At 60.5% G+C, this 22723-nt stretch carries 27 protein-coding genes and 1 pseudogene; 14 read left to right on the top strand and 14 right to left on the bottom strand.

What is annotated here, in order from left to right; all coding sequences use genetic code 11:
- Window positions 1-25: 25 nt before the first annotated feature.
- The 8 genes and pseudogenes from BLR92_RS20130 to BLR92_RS05185 form a co-directional block, all read right to left on the bottom strand.
- Window positions 26-361, bottom strand: coding sequence for a hypothetical protein (locus BLR92_RS20130; RefSeq protein ID WP_175488728.1), 336 nt, complete (start codon window positions 359-361; stop codon window positions 26-28).
- A gap of 83 nt (window positions 362-444) precedes the next feature.
- Window positions 445-1077, bottom strand: a complete 633-nt coding sequence (locus BLR92_RS05215; RefSeq protein WP_089726244.1) for an FMN-binding negative transcriptional regulator — start codon at window positions 1075-1077, stop codon at window positions 445-447.
- 94 nt (window positions 1078-1171) lie between these two features.
- A pseudogene (locus tag BLR92_RS05210) lies at window positions 1172-1483 on the bottom strand (ABC transporter permease); the annotation flags it as partial.
- A gap of 29 nt (window positions 1484-1512) precedes the next feature.
- On the bottom strand, window positions 1513-2082 hold the full coding sequence (locus tag BLR92_RS05205) for a nicotinamidase (RefSeq protein ID WP_089726242.1): 570 nt from the start codon (window positions 2080-2082) through the stop codon (window positions 1513-1515).
- A gap of 99 nt (window positions 2083-2181) precedes the next feature.
- A complete protein-coding gene (locus BLR92_RS05200; protein ID WP_089726240.1) occupies window positions 2182-2943 on the bottom strand; it encodes an ABC transporter permease in 762 nt (253 codons plus the stop codon).
- A complete protein-coding gene (locus tag BLR92_RS05195; protein WP_089726239.1) occupies window positions 2940-3866 on the bottom strand; it encodes an ABC transporter ATP-binding protein in 927 nt (308 codons plus the stop codon). The genes BLR92_RS05200 and BLR92_RS05195 overlap by 4 nt, the downstream gene beginning before the upstream one ends.
- A gap of 26 nt (window positions 3867-3892) precedes the next feature.
- Entirely contained in the window at window positions 3893-5785 is a 1893-nt protein-coding gene (locus BLR92_RS05190; protein ID WP_089726920.1) for an ABC transporter ATP-binding protein, read from the bottom strand.
- Window positions 5786-5973: 188 nt separating this feature from the next.
- On the bottom strand, window positions 5974-6456 hold the full coding sequence (locus tag BLR92_RS05185; protein WP_089726237.1) for an Lrp/AsnC family transcriptional regulator: 483 nt from the start codon (window positions 6454-6456) through the stop codon (window positions 5974-5976).
- Between the two features lie 127 nt (window positions 6457-6583).
- Between BLR92_RS05185 and BLR92_RS05180 the strand changes: the two genes are divergently transcribed.
- Both BLR92_RS05180 and soxR read left to right on the top strand, forming a co-directional pair.
- Window positions 6584-7555 carry a hypothetical protein gene (locus BLR92_RS05180; RefSeq protein WP_217636539.1) on the top strand — a complete coding sequence of 324 codons (972 nt, stop codon included), beginning with the start codon at window positions 6584-6586 and terminating at the stop codon, window positions 7553-7555.
- An 85-nt stretch (window positions 7556-7640) separates the two neighbouring features.
- Window positions 7641-8117 (top strand): redox-sensitive transcriptional activator SoxR, encoded by a 477-nt coding sequence (gene soxR, locus BLR92_RS05175; protein WP_089726235.1) that lies wholly within the window; start codon window positions 7641-7643, stop codon window positions 8115-8117.
- 26 nt (window positions 8118-8143) lie between these two features.
- Here soxR and BLR92_RS05170 read toward each other — a convergent pair whose 3' ends face one another.
- Together BLR92_RS05170 and BLR92_RS05165 are read right to left on the bottom strand one after the other, a co-directional pair.
- Entirely contained in the window at window positions 8144-8350 is a 207-nt protein-coding gene (locus BLR92_RS05170; RefSeq protein ID WP_089726233.1) for a DUF6494 family protein, read from the bottom strand.
- Window positions 8351-8433: 83 nt separating this feature from the next.
- Window positions 8434-9582, bottom strand: a complete 1149-nt coding sequence (locus BLR92_RS05165; protein WP_089726230.1) for a PLP-dependent cysteine synthase family protein — start codon at window positions 9580-9582, stop codon at window positions 8434-8436.
- Window positions 9583-9732: 150 nt separating this feature from the next.
- Between BLR92_RS05165 and BLR92_RS20125 the strand changes: the two genes are divergently transcribed.
- The gene (locus BLR92_RS20125; protein ID WP_340148213.1) at window positions 9733-9924 is read left to right on the top strand and encodes an Lrp/AsnC family transcriptional regulator; all 192 of its coding nucleotides are present in this window, start codon (window positions 9733-9735) and stop codon (window positions 9922-9924) included.
- A gap of 8 nt (window positions 9925-9932) precedes the next feature.
- Window positions 9933-10187 (top strand): Lrp/AsnC ligand binding domain-containing protein, encoded by a 255-nt coding sequence (locus tag BLR92_RS20120; protein ID WP_340148212.1) that lies wholly within the window; start codon window positions 9933-9935, stop codon window positions 10185-10187.
- 34 nt (window positions 10188-10221) lie between these two features.
- Here the strand turns inward: BLR92_RS20120 and BLR92_RS05155 are convergent, their stop codons facing one another.
- Window positions 10222-11463, bottom strand: coding sequence for an NAD(P)/FAD-dependent oxidoreductase (locus tag BLR92_RS05155; protein WP_089726228.1), 1242 nt, complete (start codon window positions 11461-11463; stop codon window positions 10222-10224).
- Window positions 11464-11599: 136 nt separating this feature from the next.
- Here BLR92_RS05155 and BLR92_RS05150 point away from each other — a divergent pair, with 136 nt between their 5' ends.
- From BLR92_RS05150 to sigJ, 6 genes are all read left to right on the top strand, one after another.
- A complete protein-coding gene (locus BLR92_RS05150) occupies window positions 11600-13147 on the top strand; it encodes a Na+/H+ antiporter NhaC family protein (protein WP_089726227.1) in 1548 nt (515 codons plus the stop codon).
- A gap of 109 nt (window positions 13148-13256) precedes the next feature.
- Window positions 13257-13835, top strand: a complete 579-nt coding sequence (locus BLR92_RS05145) for an NADPH-dependent FMN reductase (protein ID WP_089726225.1) — start codon at window positions 13257-13259, stop codon at window positions 13833-13835.
- Window positions 13832-14674, top strand: coding sequence for an arylamine N-acetyltransferase family protein (locus tag BLR92_RS05140; RefSeq protein ID WP_089726223.1), 843 nt, complete (start codon window positions 13832-13834; stop codon window positions 14672-14674). Before BLR92_RS05145 ends, BLR92_RS05140 begins: the two co-directional genes overlap by 4 nt.
- A 34-nt stretch (window positions 14675-14708) precedes the next feature.
- The gene (locus tag BLR92_RS05135) at window positions 14709-14993 is read left to right on the top strand and encodes a DUF1127 domain-containing protein (protein WP_089726221.1); all 285 of its coding nucleotides are present in this window, start codon (window positions 14709-14711) and stop codon (window positions 14991-14993) included.
- A 135-nt stretch (window positions 14994-15128) separates the two neighbouring features.
- Window positions 15129-15560: a carboxymuconolactone decarboxylase family protein gene (locus tag BLR92_RS05130; RefSeq protein ID WP_175488727.1), complete on the top strand. Its 432-nt coding sequence runs from the start codon at window positions 15129-15131 to the stop codon at window positions 15558-15560.
- 3 nt (window positions 15561-15563) lie between these two features.
- The gene (gene sigJ / locus BLR92_RS05125) at window positions 15564-16454 is read left to right on the top strand and encodes an RNA polymerase sigma factor SigJ (RefSeq protein ID WP_089726219.1); all 891 of its coding nucleotides are present in this window, start codon (window positions 15564-15566) and stop codon (window positions 16452-16454) included.
- Here sigJ and BLR92_RS05120 read toward each other — a convergent pair.
- Window positions 16451-17014, bottom strand: coding sequence for an Lrp/AsnC family transcriptional regulator (locus tag BLR92_RS05120; RefSeq protein WP_089726217.1), 564 nt, complete (start codon window positions 17012-17014; stop codon window positions 16451-16453). The two genes, sigJ and BLR92_RS05120, sit on opposite strands and share 4 nt — an antisense overlap.
- Before the next feature lie 67 nt (window positions 17015-17081).
- Between BLR92_RS05120 and BLR92_RS05115 the strand changes: the two genes are divergently transcribed.
- The 3 genes from BLR92_RS05115 (at window position 17082) to sorU (ending at window position 20023) form a co-directional block, all read left to right on the top strand.
- A complete protein-coding gene (locus BLR92_RS05115; RefSeq protein WP_089726215.1) occupies window positions 17082-18239 on the top strand; it encodes an MFS transporter in 1158 nt (385 codons plus the stop codon).
- Window positions 18240-18354: 115 nt separating this feature from the next.
- On the top strand, window positions 18355-19665 hold the full coding sequence (sorT, locus tag BLR92_RS05110) for a SorT family sulfite dehydrogenase catalytic subunit (protein WP_217636538.1): 1311 nt from the start codon (window positions 18355-18357) through the stop codon (window positions 19663-19665).
- 7 nt (window positions 19666-19672) lie between these two features.
- The gene (gene sorU, locus BLR92_RS05105) at window positions 19673-20023 is read left to right on the top strand and encodes a SorU family sulfite dehydrogenase c-type cytochrome subunit (RefSeq protein ID WP_089726213.1); all 351 of its coding nucleotides are present in this window, start codon (window positions 19673-19675) and stop codon (window positions 20021-20023) included.
- Window positions 20024-20031: 8 nt separating this feature from the next.
- On the opposite strand, the gene BLR92_RS05100 is transcribed toward sorU, so the two are convergent.
- Window positions 20032-20643: a glutathione S-transferase family protein gene (locus BLR92_RS05100; RefSeq protein WP_089726212.1), complete on the bottom strand. Its 612-nt coding sequence runs from the start codon at window positions 20641-20643 to the stop codon at window positions 20032-20034.
- A 254-nt stretch (window positions 20644-20897) separates the two neighbouring features.
- Here BLR92_RS05100 and BLR92_RS05095 point away from each other — a divergent pair, with 254 nt between their 5' ends.
- Window positions 20898-21620: a ZinT family metal-binding protein gene (locus BLR92_RS05095; protein ID WP_089726210.1), complete on the top strand. Its 723-nt coding sequence runs from the start codon at window positions 20898-20900 to the stop codon at window positions 21618-21620.
- A gap of 122 nt (window positions 21621-21742) precedes the next feature.
- Here the strand turns inward: BLR92_RS05095 and BLR92_RS05090 are convergent, their stop codons facing one another.
- Entirely contained in the window at window positions 21743-22636 is an 894-nt protein-coding gene (locus tag BLR92_RS05090; RefSeq protein ID WP_089726208.1) for a LysR family transcriptional regulator, read from the bottom strand.
- Window positions 22637-22723 lie beyond the last annotated feature (87 nt).

Genomic DNA, 22723 nt, shown 5'->3' with positions numbered 1-22723 from the left:
ACATGAAAGAGCGACTTCATGCCTGTCATGAGAAAACCCGCGCGTGCAGGTATTCATCAAGGTGGTTTCTCAGGGCTTGATCCGATAACCGGTCTTGAATATCCACGCCACCACGCTTAGGCACAGCGTCAGAAAGAACAGAACCATCACCACGCTTGCGGCCACGCTGACGTTGCTGATAGGTGCCGTCGCTGCCAGCAGCGCCTGCTACGGCTTTATCTACCTTGGTGGCCTGAGCGGTGTGCTTGAAGTGGCTGGCCAGCAAAAGTCGCGAGCGAGCGCCGGTTTCTTTCTGATGGCGTATATCGGTTTCAGCTTGCCCGTCATCACGACGGGAGCCATGGTCGATGCTTTCGGCCATGCTATCGCCTTGCAGGTGTTTGGAGGCACGCTACTCGGGGCGGTAGTGGTCGTCAGTTGGGTTCTTAAATCGACAAGGCGCGTTCATGAATCCCTGCCGGCCAGATAGCCGCTGTCGCGTCGCGATAAGCCGCTCTCCTCGTGCAGCCCCCGCTCGATCCCCTGGCGCTCGTCGTCGGGCTTGTGCTGGCTGGCCTTCCACTTGCCCACCAGCCGCGTGATCTCGATCTCCACGCCGACGATCGCGCGGCTCATCTTGGCGATGTAATCGGCGGGCGCGTCCTGAACATGCCAGGGGGCTTCACGCCCGGCTTCATGAGCGTTGGTGAGATCGTCGACCAGCCGGTATAGCCAATCGGCATCCTCAATGAAGCGAATACGCCCGTGAGCATGCACGAAGCCGTAGTTCCAGGTCGGCACGACCTTGCCGTGCTCGCGCTTGGCGGGATACCACGATGGCGTGATATATGCCTGCGGCCCTTGAAAGACGACCAGCACGTCGGCGTTGTCCGAGACGCTTTTCCAAAGCGGGTTGGCTCGGGCGACATGGCCGCGCAAGCGGCCGTGTTCGCCGCTATCGGCATCCAGCACGAAGGGCAGGTGGTCGGCGTCGAGACCGTCCGAGCCCTGCGTAACGAGGGTGGCGAACGGATGGCGCTCGATCAGTGCGTGCAGCGCGGAGGCACGTGTCTCTCGAAACTGCTTGGGTAGATACATGCTGCTTTCTCGTGGCGCACAAAGGGGCAGGCTAGCCGAATAGTGGCTCTTGCATAAGAGCCACTTTCCAGGATGATAATGGAACCAATAGTCGTTATGGCTTGATCCGATAACCGGTCTTGAAGATCCACGTCACCAGGCCCAGGCACAGCGTCAGAAAGGCCAGGATCATCACCAGGCTCGCGGCCACGCTGACGTCACTGATGTTATAAAAGCTCTAGCGAAAACCGCTGACCAGGTAAACCACCGGGTTGAATAGCGTGACCGTTTGCCAGACTGGCGGCAGCATGTCGATGGAATAGAAACTGCCGCCGAGGAACGTCAGTGGCGTGATGATCAGCAGCGGCACGCGTTGCAGCTTCTCGAAGCCATCGGCTCAGATACCGATGATGAAACCGAGCAGGCTGAGCACAGCCACTCTCGGGTTGGGTATCTTCATGTCACGATCTCACAGCCTGCCGCACGCAACTCGTCCCGGCACGTCTGGCGCCGATCTATCGCTACGGGCTCGGTGAGTTTATTCAGCAGGCAAGTCGCGAAGCCGGCATCAAGGGAGTCCATCACCGTCGCGCGGACGCATACATCCATTGCCAGCCCACAGACGATGACGCGCGAGATATCGCGGTGCTGGAGGAAGGTAGCCAGCCCAGTGCCATCGAAGGCCGAGTAGGCGTCGCGGTCGAAGGCGGTGCCTTTGCTGACTTTCACGGTGTTGCTGGGAAGTTCCAGCTCAGGGTGAAAGGCAGCCCCGGGGGTATCCTGAATACAGTGCTCCGGCCACGGCCCGCCCTGGGCCGCGAAGCTGCAATGGTCGACGGGGTGCCAGTCGCGCGATGCGATGACAAGTGCACCCGCTATGTCTGCATCGGCGCTCTCGGTATTGATTGCCGGGATCAGCTTCTGGCCGCCAGTCACGGCCAACGCGCCGCCCTCGCAAAAATCGTTTTGCATGTCGACGATCAGCAGGGCATCGCCGGGGCGGTACATCATCTTATTTGGCGTCATCACTAGCCTCCATGAAGTATCCAGAGTGACTATCGATGACTATCAGGTTATGCCCTTAATGGGGCGCTTTGTAGTCTGGGGTGGTGGTGCGCTTCGATGTCATGGCTTGATCCGATAACCGGTCTTGAATATCCACGCCACCAGGCCCAGGCACAGCGTCAGAAAGACCAGGATCATCAGCAGGCTCGCGGTCACGCTGACGTCACTGATGCCATAAAAGCTCCAACGAAAACCGCTGACTAGGTAGACCACCGGGTTGAATAGCGTGACCGTTTGCCAGACCGGCGGCAGCATGTCGACGGAATAAAAGCTGCCGCCGAGGAACGTCAGTGGCGTGATGATCAGCAGCGGCACGAGTTGCAGCTTCTCGAAGCCGTCGGCCCAGATACCGATGATGAAGCCGAGCAGACTGAACGTCACCGCCGTGAGCACCAGGAACGCCAGCATCCACAGCGGATGGGCGATCTCGAGCGGCACGAAAAAGCCCGCCGTGGCGAGAATGATCAGGCCGAGCACGATCGATTTGGTGGCGGCCGCGCCGACATAACCGATCACGATCTCGTAATAGGCGATCGGCGCCGACAGTAACTCGTAGATCGTGCCCGAGAAGCGGGGGAAGAAGATCGCGAAGGAGGCGTTCGAGACGCTCTGCGTCAGCAGCATCAGCATGATCAGACCCGGCACGATGAAGGCACCGTAGCTGATCCCCTCGATATGGCTGATGCGCGAGCCGATCGCCGCGCCGAACACCACGAAGTACAGCGAGGTCGAGATGACCGGCGACACGACGCTCTGTAGCAGCGTGCGCCGCGCGCGTGCCATTTCGAAGGTGTAAATCGAGCGAACTGCTTGGAGATTCATTGGCGTTCCCTTACCAGGTTGACGAAGATTTCCTCCAGCGAACTCTGCCGGGTGTGCAGATCCTTGAAGTCGATGCCGGCGGCATTGAGATCGCCGAGCAGGCCGGTAATCCCGGTGCGTTCCTCCTGGGTGTCGTAGGTGTAGGTCAGCTCGGTGCCGTCTTCGGCGAGCGCCAGGTCATGCGCGCCAAGTGTCGCGGGAATGCGCTCGAGCGGGTATTGCAGATGCAGCGTCAATTGCTTTCTGCCGAGCTTGTGCATGAGTTCGGCTTTGTCTTCCACCAGGATGATCTCGCCCCTGCTGATCACCCCGATGCGGTCGGCCATCTCTTCGGCTTCTTCGATGTAATGGGTAGTCAGAATGATCGTCACGCCGCTTTCGCGCAGCAGGCGCACCACTTCCCACATGTCGCGGCGCAACTCGACATCGACGCCAGCGGTCGGCTCGTCGAGAAACAGGATCTGCGGCTCGTGGGATAGCGCCTTGGCGATCAGCACGCGGCGCTTCATGCCGCCCGAGAGTGTAATCAACCGGTTATGGCGCTTGTCCCACAGGGCTAGGTCCTTGAGCACCTTCTCGATGTGCGCGGGATTGGCGGGTTTGCCGAACAGCCCACGACTGAAGCTGACGGTGGCCCATACGGTCTCGAAGGCATCGGTGGTCAACTCCTGCGGCACCAGGCCGATCTTCTCACGGGCCGCGCGGTAGTCGTTGACGATATCGTGGCCGTCCGCCAGTACCGTGCCTTCGCTGGGGTTGACCAGCCCGCAGATGATGCTGATCAGTGTCGTCTTGCCGGCGCCGTTGGGGCCGAGTAGGGCGAAGATTTCGCCGCGTCGTACTTCCAGATCGATATTCTTGAGCGCCTGGAATCCCGAGTCGTAGGTCTTGGAGAGATTCGAGACGTGGATCGCTGGCTGCATGCGATGTCCTTAACAGAAAAATGAAATCAGGTCGTCGGCATGACGTGCGGCCCTGATGAGGTCCCGGCCTGGGCATCGAGCCCCAGGAAACCGCCGGACTGGCGCCGCCATAATCCGGCATAGATGCCGTCCTGGCGCAGTAATTGCTCATGGCTACCGGTCTCGACGATGCGCCCCGCGTCCATGACCACCAGTCGATCGAGCATGGCGATGGTCGACAGCCGATGCGCGATGGCGATCACCGTCTTGCCTTCCATCAGCGCGAATAGCTGCTCCTGGATTGCCGCCTCGATTTCCGAGTCCAGCGCCGAGGTCGCCTCGTCGAGAATCAGGATCGGCGCATTCTTGAGCAACACCCGGGCAATCGCGATGCGCTGACGCTGGCCGCCGGAGAGCTTGACGCCGCGTTCGCCGACATGCGCGGCGTAGCCGGTTCGCCCCTTGGAGTCCGACGCCCCACGGATAAAACCGTCGGCATGCGCGCGCCGTGCCGCCTCGATGATGTCTGCCTCGCTGGCCTCGGGGCGACCATAGGCGATGTTGTCGGCGATCGAGCGGTGCAGCAACGAGGTGTCCTGGGTGACCAGGCCGATCTGGCGTCGCAATGACGCCTGGGTGACACCGGCGATATCCTGACCGTCGATAAGAATACGCCCGCTTTCAAGCTCATAGAAGCGCAACAACAGATTGACCAGTGTCGACTTGCCGGCACCCGAGCGGCCGACGAGTCCGACCCGCTCGCCCGGCGCGATGGTCAGCGACAGATCGTCGATGACCGGTGGCTCGCTGTGCCCGCCGCCGTTGTTGCCATAGCGAAAACGCACATGCTCGAGGCGTATCTCGCTATGCGGCGTGGTCAGCTCCCGCGCCTCGGGGGTATCGGCGATGGCCTTCGGTTGCGCCAGGGTATTGATACCGTCCTGAACGGTGCCGATGTTCTCGAACAACCCAGCGATTTCCCAGAGTATCCAGTCCGACATGGCGCGCAGGCGCATGACCAGGGCGATGGCCACGGCGATGGCGCCCAGCGAAATCAGCGCCTGATGCCAGGCGAATATGGCGATGCCGGCAATGGCGACCAGCAGCAGCGAGTTGAGCGTCTGCAGGCAGACGGTGAGCTTGGTCACCAGCCGCATCTGCTTGTAGACCGTCTGCATGAAGCCATCCATGGCGCCACGCGCGTAGTCCTGCTCGCGCAGTGTATGGGCGAACAGTTTGATGGTCTGGATATTGGTGTAGCTATCGACGACCCGGCCGGTCATCTGCGCGCGCGCATCGGCCTGGGCCTTGGAGATGCGCCGCAGACGCGGCACGAAATACACCGCGATGGCCATATATCCCGCCAACCACACGACCAGCGGCGCGACCAGCCAGAGTTCGGTACGCCCGAGCAGAAACAGCGCGCCGGTGAAGTACACCGCCACGTAGACGAAGACATCCATCAGCTTCATCACCGTCTCGCGGATCGCCAGCGCGGTTTGCATGATCTTCTGCGAGACACGCCCGGCGAACTCGTCCTGAAAGAACGGCAAGCTCTGATCGAGCAGGTAGCGATGGGCGAGCCAGCGCACGATCATCGGATAGTTGCCGAAAATCCCCTGGTGGACGATCAGCGACTGCGCCAGCACCAGCAGCGGGAATACCACCACGATCAACAGCGCCATGCCGGCAAGCTCCCAACCATGCTCGGCGAAGAAGGCGCCGCGCTCGCTAGCGCCGAGCCAGTCGACCAGTTCGCCCATGTAGGCGAAGAACACCACCTCGGCGATGGACACCAAGGCGGTGAGTACCGACATCACCGCCAGCAACGGCAGGACCGGCTTCGAATAGTGGTACAGAAAGGCAAGCAGGCCGTTGGGTGGCGTGCGTGGCTCGTCTTGAGGGTAAGGGTCGATCAGCGACTCGAAGAAACGAAACATGGTGGGTGCCTCGATCGGGTGATGTCCATTCACTGCGGCGGAGATCGAAATCGAAATGGCGATGTTACCATTCATCGATTGCCTATCTCGCGCGATTCGATGGTCACCCTAAAACCTGAACTTAGCTTTAGGTCAAGGAAAATCGGCATCGCCATCGGCCGACCGACAGTCAGCCTCCGGTGCAGCGATCAATCCCCGGCACGATTTGGCGCTTCCAGGGGGATGCTCGTCTCCTGCTTGACGGTCTGCATGACAATATAGGTATGGAATGCCTGTACGTTCTCGTCCTGATCGAAGAGCCGATCGGCCAACGATAGATACTCCTCCATATCGTGCACATGAAGGATCACAACGCACGAAACCTCGCCGGTCACCACATAGCATTGCGTAATGGCGGCTTCGCTGCGCACCTTGCCGACGAACTGTTGGCGGTAGCCACTGCCGTGGCGTGCGAACTCCACCGTGACGACCGCGGTCAGGGCGCGATTGACCTTGGCAGGATCGATCACCGCCACGACCCGGCGAATCACTCCCAGCTTCTTCAGCCGGGCGACCCGGCGTAAACAGGCTGATGCCGACAGGCCTATCGCATCGGCTAGCAGGGTATTGGATATATCGGCATCGCGTTGCAAGGCGGTTAGGATGCGGTGATCGAAAGCGTCGAGTTCCATGTTCGCAATTTCAAGGCGTTGTTTAAGATTAAATAGGCGTTAAATGTTTTTATAGCACAATAATCGTGCAAATTGTTGTGATTCACCTGCGTTATGATGGGCCATTGCGCAATTATTGGTGATCACAATGACCCTTTACGCCTACGTTAAAAATTTGCTGGGACGAAGCTGGCGAACGTTTCTTGCGCTGGCCAGGATAATGCTGCCGGTGATGGTCATCGTCTACGTGGGGCAGCGGCTGGGCCTTGTCGAAATGCTGGGATACGCCATTGCCCCGGCAATGGCGCTGATCGATTTGCCTCCCGGGGCCGGCATCGTATGGGCCACTACGCTGCTTACGGGCCTGTATGGTGGAATTGCGGCCCTGAGCGGGTTCGCATCGAATCTCGAGCTTACCGTAGGGCAACTGAGCGCCTTGTGCGCCATGATGCTGTTCGCGCATGCGCTGCCCATCGAACAGGCAATCGTGCGTCGCGCGGGGGCCAGCTTCTGGCTCACCACGCTACTGCGTATCGGTGTGGCGCTGGCCTATGGCGCTGGCGTCGCCTGGGCGTGCCGCCTGAGCGGTGCCCTCAGCGAACCGGTCTCACTGGAGTGGCTGCGGGGTTCCTCGCTGGTGGGAGAAAGCACTGGTCTGTGGGGCTGGATGCAGTCTACGGCGTTCACGCTGGCGATAACGTTCATGGTCATCATCGTGCTACTGCTGTTATTGGATATTTTCGATCGGTTAGGCATAACACGCTGGATCACCACCGCCTTGACGCCGCTGCTGAGAATCTCGGGGCTCGATTCGCGAGTGGCGACCGTGACGACGGTCGGGGTACTGCTTGGGCTGACCTATGGCGGGGCGGTCATCATCGAAGAAGCGAGAAAGCAACGGTTCTCAGCCCGCACATGCTTCTTGGCCCTGGCGTGGCTGTCATTGTCGCACTCGCTGATCGAGGACACATTGCTCATGTTGGCTCTCGGCGCGGATATCTGGATCATTCTGGTCGGGCGAGTGTTGATTACCCTGATGATCGTCGCCGTTATCGCTTACGGCTGGAAGGTTTGCGAGCCCTCGACAACGCCTCCAGCGTCTAGTGTCGAGCGCCTGTAACGCTAGCCTCGCCTGCTCCAGGGCCTTGTCAGCCGAGCGTCATCAGCGTAAAACCTCAATATTGCTTTAGGTCAAGAGGTGTGTGATGAGCAAGAGCGATTGCGAGCGTATCCATAAGCAACTCAGCGTGGGCGAAGTCGCCAAGCGTAGCGGCGTTGCCGTCTCCACGCTGCATTTCTACGAAGCCAAGGGGTTGATCGCGAGCTGGCGCAACGCGGGTAATCAACGCCGTTATACCCGCGATGTGCTGCGCCGGGTGGCGATTATCAAGGTCGCCCAGCGCACCGGTCTGCCGCTTGCCTCGATTCGCGATGCGCTCAAGACATTGCCCGAGGGGCATAAGCCTACGGCGGCGGACTGGCGCCGACTGTCGGCGAGCTGGCGGGAGGAGCTCAACGCCCGCATTGCCGGGCTGACCCAACTGCGCGATCAACTCGATCATTGCATCGGCTGCGGTTGTCTTTCGCTGGACGAGTGCCCGCTACGCAATCCCTGGGATGAACTCGCCGAGCAGGGGCCGGGGCCGCACTTGCTCGATCCGGATGAGGAATCGCTGGATTGAATGCCGACGGTTACTCGGCGTTGCGATCACTCCAGCTCGACCTTGCCGTCGAAATCGACCTTGAGGCTGAGTTCACCGATTTCTAGCGTCATGTGCGTCGGCAGGGTTTCCGTTCCTTTCAGTTGTCCATCCTCGATAGCCTTGTACACCGCCTGCTCGATCTCATGCTGCGAGCCGACGCCGACTTTCTTTAGGAACTTGCGGATGCTGAGATTGAAGGCTTCCTCGTTCATGACGTTTTCCTCGGCAGGGTGGGACGCGAGTCTCCATCACAGCCTAGTGCCAGATCCCATGTTTGTCTTGAGGCTCGCTGGTCCTATTGACTATCCCGACCGATAGCGGTGATTCGTGCCAGCTCATCAGCGTATTGGCGATGCGCCGGGTAGCGCCTTTCGAGCCAAGCATCGTTATACAACGTGTCGCGATAGCGTTGGCCGTCGTCGCAGATCAGCGCCAGTAGCACCGCATGCTCTCCGCGTTCGTGCAGACATTCGGCATGGCGCAAGGCGCCGATCAGTGCGGTGCCGGTCGAGGGGCCGGCACACAACCCGAAACACTCGTTCAGCCAGCGTGCGGTGGCCAGGCTGGCGGCATCTTCGATGGTCTGCATGTCATCGAAGGCTTGCGGCAGAAAGGCCTGCGCGGGGCAGGGCCGGCCGATGCCTTCGATAGGGTTGGGACCCAAAGACGAGTCGGTGAGTAGGGAAGTGGAGTGACCTGCCCACAGCGAGCGATAAACGGAACATTGCGGGTCGACGCCACGAATGTCGCTCGCCAGGCCGCGCAAGCGTAGATGCCGAGCGAAGGTCGCGGCGGTGCCGCCGGTTCCGGCACCCAGAAAGATCGCTTGCGGCGCGGGTTCATCAAGGGCATCGAACTGGCGCAGGCTCTCGGCGGCGAGGTTGTCATCGCCGCGCCAATCGCTGGCCTCGCTGGCGAAACGGAACTGGTCCATGAAGTGCCCGCCGAGCTCGTCGGCGAGCCGTGCCGCCGTGCTGGAAAGTGCCGCCGCATCGTCGATGGCATGCACCCGGCCGCCTTCGGCGGTGATCGCATCGAGCTTGGCACGCGCGGTACCGCGTGGCACCACGGCAATAAAGGGCAAGCCGAGACGGCGCGCGAACCAGGCTTCGGAAACGGCGGTGGAGCCGGACGATGCCTCGATCACCGGTGCGCCGGGCGTCAGCCAGCCGTGGCACAGCGCATGCTCGAACAGCGAGGCGGCGAGGCGATGCTTGAGGCTGCCGCTGGGGTGGGCGCGTTCATCCTTGAGATACACGCGGATACCGGGCAGCCCTGGAAACGTCAGCCGATGCAGTGGGGTCGCGGGTGTGCGGCGCTTGAGCGCGTGCAATCGCGCCAGCCGCTCGTACCGCCAGACACGTAATCCCTGCCGATCGTTGGCGATGTTCGCCGATTCGGTCGTTGAATCCCTGGCAATGGGTAGCGGGGCAAGTGATGGCATGGCGGCTCCAGGCATTGGATGAGCGCAATTGGAATGACTCGATGTTGCCTAGCGTATCCCGCCAGAGGGAGTAATCCTTGCCAAAATAGCCCGCGATAAACGACATTTGGAGAATGATTTTTCTCGGATGGTGTCATGATGGATGTTGTCTTGCTCGATAAGATAGATCGTGAGTTGCTCAGGCTCTTGCAGCGCGATGCCACGCTATCGCTGAACGCGCTTGCCGAGGCGGTTCATCTCACCTCGTCGCCGTGCTGGAAACGTCTTAAGCGCTTGGAAGAAAGCGGCGTGCTGCGTGGTCGGGTGGCACTGCTCGACCCCGACCGCTTGGGCTCGGGTTGACCGCCTTCGTGCAACTGCGCACCCGCGATCATTCGAGTGCCTGGTACGAGCGCTTCGTGGCGCTGGTCGAGGGCTTCGAGGAAGTCACCGAGTTCTATCGCATGGCCGGCGATTACGATTACCTGCTCAAGCTGCAGGTCGCCGACATGAACGCCTACGACCGGGTCTACAAGCGCCTGGTCAACGGCATCGATGGCTTGAGCGACGTGTCGGCGCGATTCGCCATGGAGCGCATCAAGTACACCACGGCACTGCCGTTGTGACTGCGGCAACACTTATTCGCAATACACAGATGCGTTAGAAGCGGTCCGCTCGGAAAGGCGACATATCGACAGCAGGTGGCTCGTTATCCATCATTTCTCCCAGCAAGCGGCCGGTGACCGGGCCCAGCGTGAAGCCCTGGTGGCCATGGCCGAAGGCGAACCACAACCCCTTATGCTTGGGTGCCGGGCCGATGACTGGTTTCATGTCTGGCATGCACGGGCGCGCGCCTTTCCAGGGCGATGCATCGAGTCGCTCACCCAGTGGGAAAAGCTTTCTGGCCGCGGCTTCCGCAGCATCGAGCTGGCTCGTGCGGGGTGGGGAGTCGATACTGGCGATCTCCGCCCCCGTGGTCAGCCGAATCCCGGCGCGCATGGGCGCCAGCAGGTAGCCCACATCGAAATCCAATAGCCAATGATTGAGCTTGGCGTCAGCGCTGGCGGCGTAGTGCATGTGGTAGCCGCGCATGGGGAAGAGCGGCAAGCGATAATCCAATTGGCGTAGCCACGCGCCTGACCAGGGCCCCAGCGCCACCACCAGTTCCCGCGCTTCGAGGCTTCCCCCGCGCGTGGTGACACGCCATCCGTTTGCGGTTGGCGCGATGCCGCGCGCATCGGTTTCTTCGATGTGACCGCCAAGCCCCGCGAAAGCCTGAGCGTAAGCCGCCACTAGGGCACCGGGGTCGACCACCGTCCACGCGTTGGTCCAATGGATGGCGCCCAATAACGCCTCGGAAAGATAAGGCTCGTGCGCCTTCAGCGAGGCTTGATCGAGCGTTTGATAATCCACACCGAAGCGCTTTTGTGCATCGGCGGCATTCTTCAGTTGCTCGTCAAAGACGCTTGGCGAGCGAAAAGCCTCGATCCAGCCTTCTTTCTTGACCAGCGATTCGGCGCCCGCCGCTTCGATCAGAGCTTCATGCTCAGCCGTGCAGCGCATGATGAGCGATGCGTACTCGGGGACGATACGCGCATAACGGCGCGGTTCGGAATAACGCCAGTGCTGCCAGAGCGGATTGGCGGCCGCGAGCACGCTTGCCGGGCGATAGCGGATGTCGACGCGGCGGTTGGGCAACATACGCAATAGGCTGCCAGCATCGCGTGGGAAGCAGTGCGGCTGAACCGCCTCGCGCTGAATGATTCCGGCATTGCCGAAGGACGTTTCGCGCCCCGGTGCCTTGCGATCCACCAGCACGACCGAGCGGCCGCGCCGAGCAAGGTGCAAGGCGATGGAGACGCCGACCATGCCGGCCCCCAGAACGATGGTTTCGCGTGACATCTGGCCTCCCAGGCGTTGTGTATCCGGCAATCTCAACAATCGTCGTCTTTCTGCGCCAAGCGGGCAATGCCTGAATCTTCTAGGCTTAGGCCACTAGTCACCGTGACACGGTGACTTGTAATAATGGGAGCATCGCATGGAAGCCTTAATTTCCCTGATACCGCCCTTGGCGGCCGTGGTTCTGGCCTTACTGACACGGCGCGTCAATTTATCCCTGTTTTTGAGCATCTGGATCGGTGCCTGGATTTTCACCGGCAACCCACTCTCAGCGGTCGCGCAAACCTTCGACTGGTTCGCCAAGGTGATGACCGATGAGTGGAATGCCCGCTTCCTGGTACTGACGTCCTTGCTGGGTGCCGGTGCCGCTTTCATGTACAAGACCGGTGGCTCGCATGCCGTGGCGCGCTGGCTGGAGGCCAAGGTGTCGACTGCCAAGGGTGCGATGCTGTCGGCCTGGCTGCTTGGCATGGTCATTTTCTTCAATGATTACGTGAATTCGGTGATCGTGGGCAATGCCACGCGCGATATCGCCGCGCGCAAGCGAGTCTCTCGCGAGAAGCTTGCCTGGGTTCTGGACTCGACTTCCGCGCCGATGGCCACGTTAGGGCCGGTATCGGATTGGATCGGCTATCAGGTATCGCTGATCGCGGCTGCCTTCGTTTCCCTCAGTCTGACGACCGCGGAACCCTATTTGACCTTTCTTCGCTCGATTCCGTGGAATTTCTACGCGTTGCTATGCCTGGCGGCGGTGCCGATGATCATCCTGATGGGCGACTTCGGCCCCATGCGCCGGGCCGAAAAACGCGCATCCGACACCGGGGAACTGGTGGCATCGGACGACACCCCACTGATGAGTGTCGAGAATGAACTGGGCGAACCGCACACGGAAAATGGCCGCTTATGGCATTTCCTGTTGCCGCTCGTGGTATTGATCGGTGTCAGTATCTGGGCTCTCTGGTATACCGGTGGCGGCATGCAAGGCAAACCGCTCATGGATGCCTTTGCCGATACGGACGTCAGTATCGCGCTGAGTTGGTCGGCGTTCGCCATGACATTGACGGGCCTGGGTATCGCGCTTATCCAGCGGATGTCCCTGGAGGATTGCGAAAACACCATGCTGGCGGGGTTTCGTACCATGCTGCCGGCGTTGGTGATCATCGTCCTCGCCTGGTCCATCGGCACGGTTACCGAAGCACTCAATACCGGTGAGCATATCGTCGATGCGACGAGAGATTGGCTGTCACCCGCCCTGTTGCCGATCCTTATCTTCGCCATCGCCATGGTGATTTCCTTCTCCACGGGTACCTCCTGGGGCACCATGGCCATTCTCACCCCCATCGCCGTGCCCCTGGCCTATAACCTTGGCGACATGGCACTGGTGCAAATCGCAATTGGAGCGGTCTTCTCGGGAGCCATCTTCGGCGATCACTGCTCGCCAATCTCGGATACCACGGTCATGTCGTCGATCTTTGCCGGCTCCGATCACATCGCGCACGTGCGTACGCAAATACCCTACGCCATGGTTCCAGCGTCCATCAGCGGCATCCTGTATTGCCTAACCAACTTCGTTGACTCGCCGTACCTTCTATTGGCGGTCGGTATCGTCGCCCAGGCCGCCATCATCTTTGCGCTGAGTCATTTCCGCAGGCGCGCGGAGACCACCGAGCTTTCGGGCCGAGGATAAAAAGATCGATCGACGCAGTCGGCCATGAGATCAATGCTTGACCTAAACTAAGCCTGAGGTTTTACAGTTCTCGCTACTGGTAATTCGTGACGCAACCGGAGCGAGACCCATGCACAGGAAAATCAACGTCGCACTGATCTACGGCAGCACGCGCGAGGGACGTTTCTGCGACAAAGTGGCCAATTGGGCCACCACGCAGATCGACCGCCATGATGACTTCGATCTGCAATTGATCGACCCCGCCCTGGTGGGATTTCCGACCCAACATGTCGATAGCGATGATCCCGAGTGGGTATCGATCAAGCAGCGCATGGCCGAGGCCGATGCGTTCATCGTCGTGACCCCGGAGTACAACCATGGCTACCCGGCGGCGCTCAAGTGCCTGATCGATTCCTTCAAGAGCGAATGGCAGGCCAAGCCCGTCGCATTCGTTTCCTACGGTGGCGGCTCGGGCGGGACTCGCGCCGTCGAGCAGTTGCGCCTGGTATTCGCCGAGCTGCACGCGGTGGCAATCCGGGATGCCGTGAGCTTCGCCAGTGTCTGGGAGCAGTTCGATACCACTGGCGAGCTACTCGAGCCGCAGCGCGCCAGGAAAGGCATGGCGACGCTGCTGGCGCGGCTCAGTTGGTGGGCAACGGCGTTGCATGCCGCGCGTCGGGCCACGCCCTATGAGCAGGTGGTGGCATGAATGGCCCGAATCATAGCCCGGCAGCTAACGTTAATCTCGACGCCTATTTCGCGCGTATCGGTTACTACGGGCCACGCACGCCGACGCTCGAGACGCTGCGCGCCCTGCATGCGCTTCACCCGGCATCGATTCCCTTCGAGGCCATCGACGTGCTGTTGGATCGCGGTATCGACATCGCCCCCGAAGCCATCGATGCCAAGCTGATCGACGCCGCTCGCGGCGGCTACTGCTATGAGCACAACGGCCTGTTCAAGCGGGTGCTCATGGCGCTGGGGTTCGAGGTCGAAGGACTGGCAGCTCGCGTGCGCTGGATGGCGCCGCCCGATGCGCCACCCCGCCCACGCACCCACATGGCGCTACGCGTCGTCATCGACGGCGAGCCCTGGCTGGTGGATGTCGGCTTCGGTTCCGTCGTGCTCACCACGCCGCTGCGCTTCGATGTCACCGAGCCGCAGGCCACCCGCTACGAGACATTCCGCCTGACGCCGCTCGCTAGCGGCTTGATGCTGGAGGCCCAACTCGGCGATGAATGGGTGCCGGTCTACGAACTATCCAGCGAAGTGCAGTTCGACGTGGACTACGAACTGGCCAACTGGTTTACCGCCACGCACCCGTCATCGCACTTTCGACACGACCTGATCGTTGCGCTGACGACACCGCGGGCGCGCTACACCCTGGCGCATAATCGCCTGAGCGTACGCACGCCGGATGGAGACCTGCAGCGGCGCCTGCTGAGCGCCGACGAGATCGAGCGCGTGCTGGTCGAAACCTTTGGCCTGCGCGTGGAGCCCGACTGGCGGCCGATCATCGAGCGCGCCGTCGCAATGGGTAGCCGATAGGCAATCGTCTTAAGGATATCAAGGAGAGCGGGGAATGATCTTGTCTGGGTTCTTTCGTCGGCTACGCGTAACCCTCAAGGCGCTGCGTCGTAATCGCGACAGCGTAAGAACGCTGTCTCATCTCGATGCCCACTTGCTCAAGGACATCGGCTTGCATGTCGAGCAGGGCATCGTCAGACCGCTTTATCCCGAGAATGATGTGATATACGAGCCGGTCCCGGCGCCGCCATGCACCGAGTCAGGACTAACCGAGTCGAGGGAGGCCCGGTGCGACACCATACCCACGCTCTGTCCGAGTTGTGGGGCGCCATTAGCGTAGCGAAGTCGTGGCCGTTACCCAGCTAGTCGGTGTTGGCATAAATAATCGGTTTTTCGCCATGTCTGTCACAAATACTCAAGCTCAATCGTCATAAGGCTGAACGTCGAATTTTTCATCATCCCAAGGAGCAAGGTCGTGAGTGACACGAACGCTATCAAGTACGAGCAGGAAATCCCCGAGGTATTGCAAGCCCTGGCCGGCGCGAATGCGGTGATCGGTGAGCGGGGGCTGGATCGAACCCTTCATCACCTCGTCCAGCTTCGCGCGTCGCAGATCAATCGCTGCGCCTTCTGTATCAAGATGCATACCCGGGAGGCCCGCGAGGATGGCGAAACCAACGAGAGGTTGGACCGGGTCATCGTCTGGGAACACGTCAATGATTTCAGCGAGCGAGAAAAGGCCGCCCTGGCGTGGACCGAGGCCCTGACGGTACTCGATGCGCGAACCGACTTCGCGGCGCTTCGCGCGCGCTTGAGAGAGCAGTTTTCCGACAAGGAAATCGGCGCGCTGACCGCAGCCGTGGCGATGATCAACCTGTGGAACAGAATTCAGGTATCGAGGCACTGATTTATGGCGGATTTGGATAACGCTCAGATTTTTCAGGAAGCTCGCTCGCAACTGTTGGGGTTGGCCTATCGCATCCTGGGCTCGCTGGCCGACGCCGAGGATGCGGTTCAGGACACCTTCCTCAAATGGCACAAGGCCGACCGGCATACGATCGATGCCCCGGTGGCGTGGCTGACGACCGTCTGCACCCGCCGGTGTCTCGACCTGCTGCGATCCGCGCATAAATCGCGCGTGGATTACGTCGGCACCTGGCTGCCTGAGCCGATCCATACACCAATCGAAGAGGGAGTTGAGAACGCCTCGGAGCTGGCGGGATCCCTGACGACCGCCTTTCTGCTGACGCTGGAACGCCTGACGCCAAAGGAACGGGCCGCCTATCTGTTGCACGATATCTTCGAGGTTCCGTACCCGGAGATCGCGGAGACGCTCGAGCTCAAGGAAAGCGCCTGCCGACAGTTGGTCTCCCGGGCGCGCGTCAATATCGAGCAGGCAAAAGTGCGTCATGCGACGCCGCTTGAACGCCAGGAACAACTACTTGCCGCCTTCGAGGCAGCCGTGACCAGTGGCTCGGCAAGCGCGTTCGCCGCGCTGCTCTCGGATGACGTCCAGCTCGCCACCGACGGTGGCGGCAGGGTGCCGGCCTTGCTCGAGGCATTGCATGGCAAGGCGGCAGTGGTCGAGTTCATCGTCGAGCGCCTTGGCCGGTTCTGGGCCGATTATCGGTGGGTCGCGTTGGACATCAATGGCTGCCGGGGGCTTGTCCTGCGTCAAGAGGGCAAGGTCGTGACCGTTGCGGCCGTGTCCTTCGCCTATGACGACGCCGGTCGCGTTACGAATATCTACATCATGCGCAATCCCGACAAGCTCTCGCGCCTGGGGGAGACGACATATTAGTCAGCCGGCAACGTGGCCGTGCCAGTCCTGTCCATCGAGTGCCCGTCTTCCAAGGCATCGGTGGTGTCGGCCTGGGGTGTGCGTTCGAGATAGGTCGAAAGCACCACGTAGCTGCGCGTGGCCTTCACGCCGGGCGTGGCATACAGCCGGGCGAGTAGCCCTTCGAGCGCGCGGCTGCTCTTGCAGCGCACCTTGAGCAGCATGCAGGTATCGCCGGCGACCGAGTGAATTTCCTCCAGCTCCGGCAATTCGGCGATCGACATCAGCTCCTGGGTCTTGCCCCATCCACTGGTGTCGACATGCACGAAGGCCAGAAGCGACTTGCCGACCGCCGGGCCATCCAACACCGCCACGGTGCCGCGCACCCGCCCGGTGGCGCGCAGGCGTTTCACACGCTCATGCACGGCGGGGGCCGAAAGCCCAACGAGCCGCCCGAGCTCGGCGTAACTGAGGCCGGCATCCACCGCGAGTTCGCCTAATATCCTTCGGTCGAAGGCATCGAGTGGGCGGGTGTCGGCAGCACGATTCCGAACATCTTCTGTTTTTGCATCGTTCGGCATATTTTCACTTGTCCAGAACTTAATTCGGCAATTAAATAAAATTTCCGAATCTAGTTTAGGTAGAGTCATGCTTACCCGCAATGTCCTGCTGCTGACCGGGTCCATCGCCATCATTGGCGCCAACTCCCTGGTGCTGAGTCCGGTCGCTGCGTCGGTCGCCAAGTCGTTCGTCGGCATCGATGCGGCCAACGTCATGACCGCATCGGCCATCTATGGGCTCTCGACGGCGGTCAGTGCGCTGACGCTGGCATCAACGGCGGATCGTATCGGCGCCGAACGTGCTTTGCTGTACGCACTGCTGGTGTTGAGCGTGGCACTGATGGGCGCGGCATCGTCGCCAACGCTGATCGTGCTCTGCGCCGCTCAGGCATTGGCCGGCTTGGCGGCGGGGGTGGCATTGCCGGCGATCTATACGCTAGCGGCCCAGATAGCCGAGAAAGGCCGCGAGAGCGAGACCCTGGGCGTCGTGCTGACGGGCTGGACGCTGAGCCTGGTCGCCGGGGTCAGCCTCTCGGCGGTATTGGCCGATATCGTGCATTGGCGCGCGGTTTTCTCGCTGCTGGCAGCGGCTTCGGTCGGGCTGGCGGTGGCGATTGGCGGGAGCCGGAACTGGGGGACGGCCGCACGCGCCGATATGCCGACCTCGCCGTTCACGGCGCTGCGAGTGCCGGGGATCGTGCCCGTGCTCTTGAACGTCGCCGCCTACATGACTGCCTTTTATGGTCTCTACAGCTATCTTGGCCCACACCTCGGCGTGGCCTTGCGGCTTCCCGCAACGTTCGCCGGCGTGGCGATCTGTGCCTATGGGGTAGGCTTCGGCGTGGCGGCACCACTGGGCCGTCTGGTCGATCGCTACGGTACGCTGACCGCGGCCACGGCTGCTTTCGCGGGCCTGACGTTGACATATCTCGGCCTGGCGGCCAGCGCCGGCCATGTCTTCATCCTGATGCTGTGCTGCGTGGCATGGGGCGTGGCTAACCACATCGGCCTCAACCTGCTCGTTCGCCGCTTGACACAGCTCGATCCCCAGCAGCGCGGCGCGATCATGGGGCTGTACAGCGCCATCACCTATTTCTGCGTATTCGTCGGCGCGCTGGCCTATCGCCCGATTTTCGAGCAGCTCGGCTTCGCCGCCTGTGCGCTGCTATCGGCGGCCTGCGTGGTCCCGGCGCTGATCGGGTCTTTCAGACGATCGTCGCCGGACATCGTGCACAAGCAGCTCTAACGTAGCGACCATGGGCGCCAGTGGCCTGTTTGACAATAATTAGAATAAGGATATCTTTAAATGAGCTAAGAACAATCGCTGGCTTACCAAACTCTATAGCTAGAGGGAGTGCGTAATGTTTAAAGATTCCGAAAAGACATCGAATATCGAGCCGGCGCATGATGAGCCCCTGGATCCGGGGCGGCCATTCCATAACATCGCCATGACCAGCCGACGCGGTTTTCTTACGCGAGCCATTGGTACCGGCGGTGGGATGGTCGCATTGAGTGCCGGCGGATTGGCTGTCGGCAGTGCCGCTTGGGCCGCCGAAAGCGCGACAGCCAAGGATGCCCCCTCGTTGCCGGATGCCGTCTCCTGGAAAGACGAAGACGCATTCATCGTGCACGGACTTAACCCGATTACCATGGAGACCCGGCGCGCGGCATTCGGCACCAGCACGCTCGTTCCGGATACGCGCTTGTATATCCGCAATAATCTTCCGGTGCCGGACCCCACGATCGTAGCCAACCGGGACGCCTGGCAAGTGTCATTCGAAGGGGTCAAGAAGCCCAAGACATTGACCCTTGAGGAACTGAAGAAAATTGGCCTGCATACCGTCTCCACGGTACTGCAATGCTCCGGTAATGGCCGTGGGTTCTTTCCCCACGGAGCCAGTGGATCGCAGTGGACGGTAGGTGCTGCAGGCGCCGTCGTGTGGAGTGGCGTGCGGGTACGCGATGTGATCGAGAGTCTGGGTGGCCCCACCAGCGGCATGAAGTTCTTGACGAGCACCGGCGGCGAAGAGCTTCCGGCTGCCTTGGAGCGTAATACGGTTGTGGTCGAGCGCTCGATTCCGCTGGAAAAAGCGATGGATGACGCCATTCTCGCCTGGGAAATGAATGGTGCTCCGCTGGAATTGGCTCATGGCGGCCCACTGCGTTTGGTCGTCCCCGGCTATTACGGCTGTAATAATATTAAGTATGTTGCCCGGGTGGCCTTCACGGCGGAAGAAAGCAAGGCCAGCATGCAGCAGACCAGCTATCGCATCCGACCCATTGGTGTCAGCGGGGCTCCCGATCAACCCACGATGTGGGAGATGAACGTGAAGAGCTGGGTCAATCACCCTACGGCTGACAAGGAGATTGCTCCGGGTAAGGTGCTACTCGATGGGGTGGCATTCAGCGGCATGGATCCGGTGGAAAAGGTTGAAGTGTCCGTCGACGGTGGAAAAACCTGGCAGCAGGCCGAGTTCATTGGGCCGAATCTGGGGCGTTATGCGTGGCGGCAGTTCATGTTTACTGCTGAGCTTGGTAAGGGTACCCACACGATTGCCAGCCGGGCGACCGATGCCAGCGGCGACACACAGCCCAAGGCCCGAGTGGAGAACGAGCGTGGCTACGGGAACAATAGTTGGCAGGACCACGCCATCGAAATCACGGTCGGGTGAATGCTTCATGAGAGACAATCGTGTTGATAAAAGCCGCTACGCAGTAGTAGCGGCTCTTTTTGCTTGTTGCTTTACATCGGCTCAGGCGTTTGCTGATGATGAACCTGACCTGGACATGGGCAAGAAGTTGTTTACCCAGAAGGCTACACCTCCCTGCGCCGTATGCCACACGCTCGCCGATGCCGGAGCAACGGGAAGTATCGGCCCGAACCTTGATGTGCTTCAACCCGATAGCGACCGTGTCTATGCAGCGGTAAAAGGCGGTCTGGGAGTCATGCCTGCCTACAAGGGTGCACTTAGCGAGCAACAGCTGCAGTCCATTGCGGCGTATGTTGCCAAGGCAGCAGGCGGTGATTAACTAACTGATTACTGCATGGCCTCGTCGTCCATTGCGTTGGCGCGTCGATAAGCCTCGCGCTCGCTGACCCGAGCCCAGTAGTCGCGAAAGGCCTGGCGATCATCGATGGTGCCGAACTGCAGGCCCCAGCCTATATGCGCACCGACATACACGTCCGCCGCCGTGAAGCGCTCGCCGACAATATAGCCACCTGCGGTAACGGCACGTTCCAGGGTATCGATCACGGCGGCGTAGGTACCATAGCCAACTCGCCCTTGCTGTTCGGCATCGGGCTCCAGGCCCAGGTCGCGGTCGGTGATGGCCGCTTCGAGTGGGCCGGCGGCGAAGAACAGCCAGCGGTAATAAGCGCTGCGCTCATCGGGTGGCGGCGCCAGCCCCACTTCGGGAAAGGCGTCGGCCAGGTAGGCGCAAATGGCGGCGCATTCCGTTACCACCTGGTCGCCATGGCGGATGGCCGGTACCTTGCCCATCGGATTGATGGCAAGGTACTCGGGCGCCTTCATGGACGTGCCGTATTCGAGTATCTCGGTGCGGTAGGGCGCGCCGGTTTCCTCGAGCATCCAGCGGGCGATTCGTCCGCGCGACATGGGGTTGGTGTAGAGCACCAGAGTGTCGGGCATGTGTGTCTCCTGGTATGTCGGTGGGCAAGGGTAGGCCAACGATAGGTGAGTGCCACGCACTTCGTCATTGCCCGATTAAAAATAGCGGCGAATCGACGATGGCGCCCGCTAATATTCTAACTCTCTATGCGCCAGTTGGCGGGCAGATACATCTCTTGTAACCGGCATAATCGATTGTTTTATGTTACGTTATAACATATCATTTTTCTGCGTCGATATTGACGCGATGCCATAAGCAGACGAAGGGAGTTGGGATGCAGATGATGTCTAGAAAAAGTTTGGGCATGTTGGCTTTCGGTTCGCTGGCGTTACTCGCCGCGCAGGCGCAAGGCAGCGGGAATGTCGAGGGGGCGGGGTCATCCACTGTGAAGGTGACGGAGCCTACCGAAAGCCAACACTCACACTCGGAGCACAGCCACGACCATGGCCACTCACATGATCACGACGACATCCACAACGGTTATTTCGAAGACAGTCAGGTTAAGGCGCGTCCGCTTTCCAATTGGGCAGGTGACTGGCAATCGGTATATCCGTATCTGAAAGACGGGACTCTCGATCCTGTGATGGCTCACAAGGCCGAGCATGGTGATAAGAGCGCTCAGGAATACCGGGAATACTACGAGGCGGGCTACCGCACCGATGTCGACCGCATTGTCATCGAGGGGGCTACGGTCACATTCCACGACGGTAACGAACAGGTCGAGGGGCAGTACACCGCCGATGGGTATGAGATTCTGACCTACGCAGCGGGCAACAGGGGGGTGAGGTATATTTTCGAACTGACCCGTGGCGATGATGACGCACCACAATTCATTCAGTTCAGCGATCACGGTATTTCACCCGCTCGCGCCGATCACTATCACCTGTATTGGGGCGACGATCGCGAAGCACTGCTGCAAGAAGTCACCAACTGGCCGACCTACTATCCATCGGCTCTGAATGGGGAGCAGATCGCTCACGAAATGGTGGTGCATTGACCGGGAGATGGTCTCGCTACCGCCAAGCGTAGGCGTTCAGGTCTTTAAACACCGAGGGCTACTCTGGTGTCGGAGCGACACCAGAGTAGTTGGGGCGCACGGTTCGTCATCCACGGCTTAAGTCATACACCCAGAAGTTGCTCGCGCCTCTCTTTCACCGCTTGCGCCACGAAATCCATGAAGGCCCGAATTCGCGCGACCCGGCGCAGGTCCGGGTGAGTCAGTAGCCATAGGTCGGTCGCAAGTTCGGCGATCGGTTCGCCGACTCGCGCCAATCGCTCGTCGCCATCGCATAAATAGCAGGGCAGCACAGCCACCCCGATATCATCGCGAACCGCCGCGAGCATTCCCATCAGCGTATCGACGCGATAGTGGCAGCGCTCATCGACTCCGTGGCCTGCCATCCAGACATCCAATGGACGGTACGCCAGCCGCTCATCCGGCCCCACCCAATCGAGGTCACTGAACTCCGCTGTGCCGTCATGAGCAATCTGCGTGTTGGAACAAGCGTAGATCGCTTGCGCGATGGTGCCGATGCGGCGCCCGACCAGCATTTCCGGGGGTGCCAGAGAGGGGCGAATGGCGACATCGGCCTCGCGCTTGGTCAAGTTGAAAAGTTGATTGGAAACCGCGATTTCCAGAAAAATTTCCGGATGTGAACGGCGAAAGGCCGTGAAGATCGGCGACAGCAACCCGGCGAGCAACGTGTCCGTGGTGGTTATACGAACGCTGCCCGAAGGGCGTAGATCCCGCCCGGCCACACGCCGCTCGACACCCAATACCTCGGCCTCGATGCGCCGTGCCGAGGCGGCGATATCCTCGCCCGCCGGTGTCGGTGCATAGCCAGTCCGCGAGCGCTCGAACAGCTTGGCACCCAAGCGCGACTCGGTATCACCGAGGCGCCGGAAGACCGTGGCATGACTGACGCCTAGCCAGCGCGCCGCGCCCGACAGAGAACCAGCCTCGGCAATGGCCATGACGGTTTTAAGGTCGTCCCAAAGAATTTTGTTGTGCATTTTTGCAAAGTTGGTTTTTGATAATGGATAATTTCAATCCTATTATGCAAAGTCTATCGTTTGAAGCCTCTGCGATTCACAGGAAGA

Origin of the sequence: Modicisalibacter muralis, assembly GCF_900102945.1 — a bacterium.
Classification (GTDB): domain Bacteria; phylum Pseudomonadota; class Gammaproteobacteria; order Pseudomonadales; family Halomonadaceae; genus Modicisalibacter; species Modicisalibacter muralis.
The sequence above is the reverse complement of the archived record's forward strand: the minus strand, read 5'-3'. Positions and strand labels throughout refer to the sequence as shown.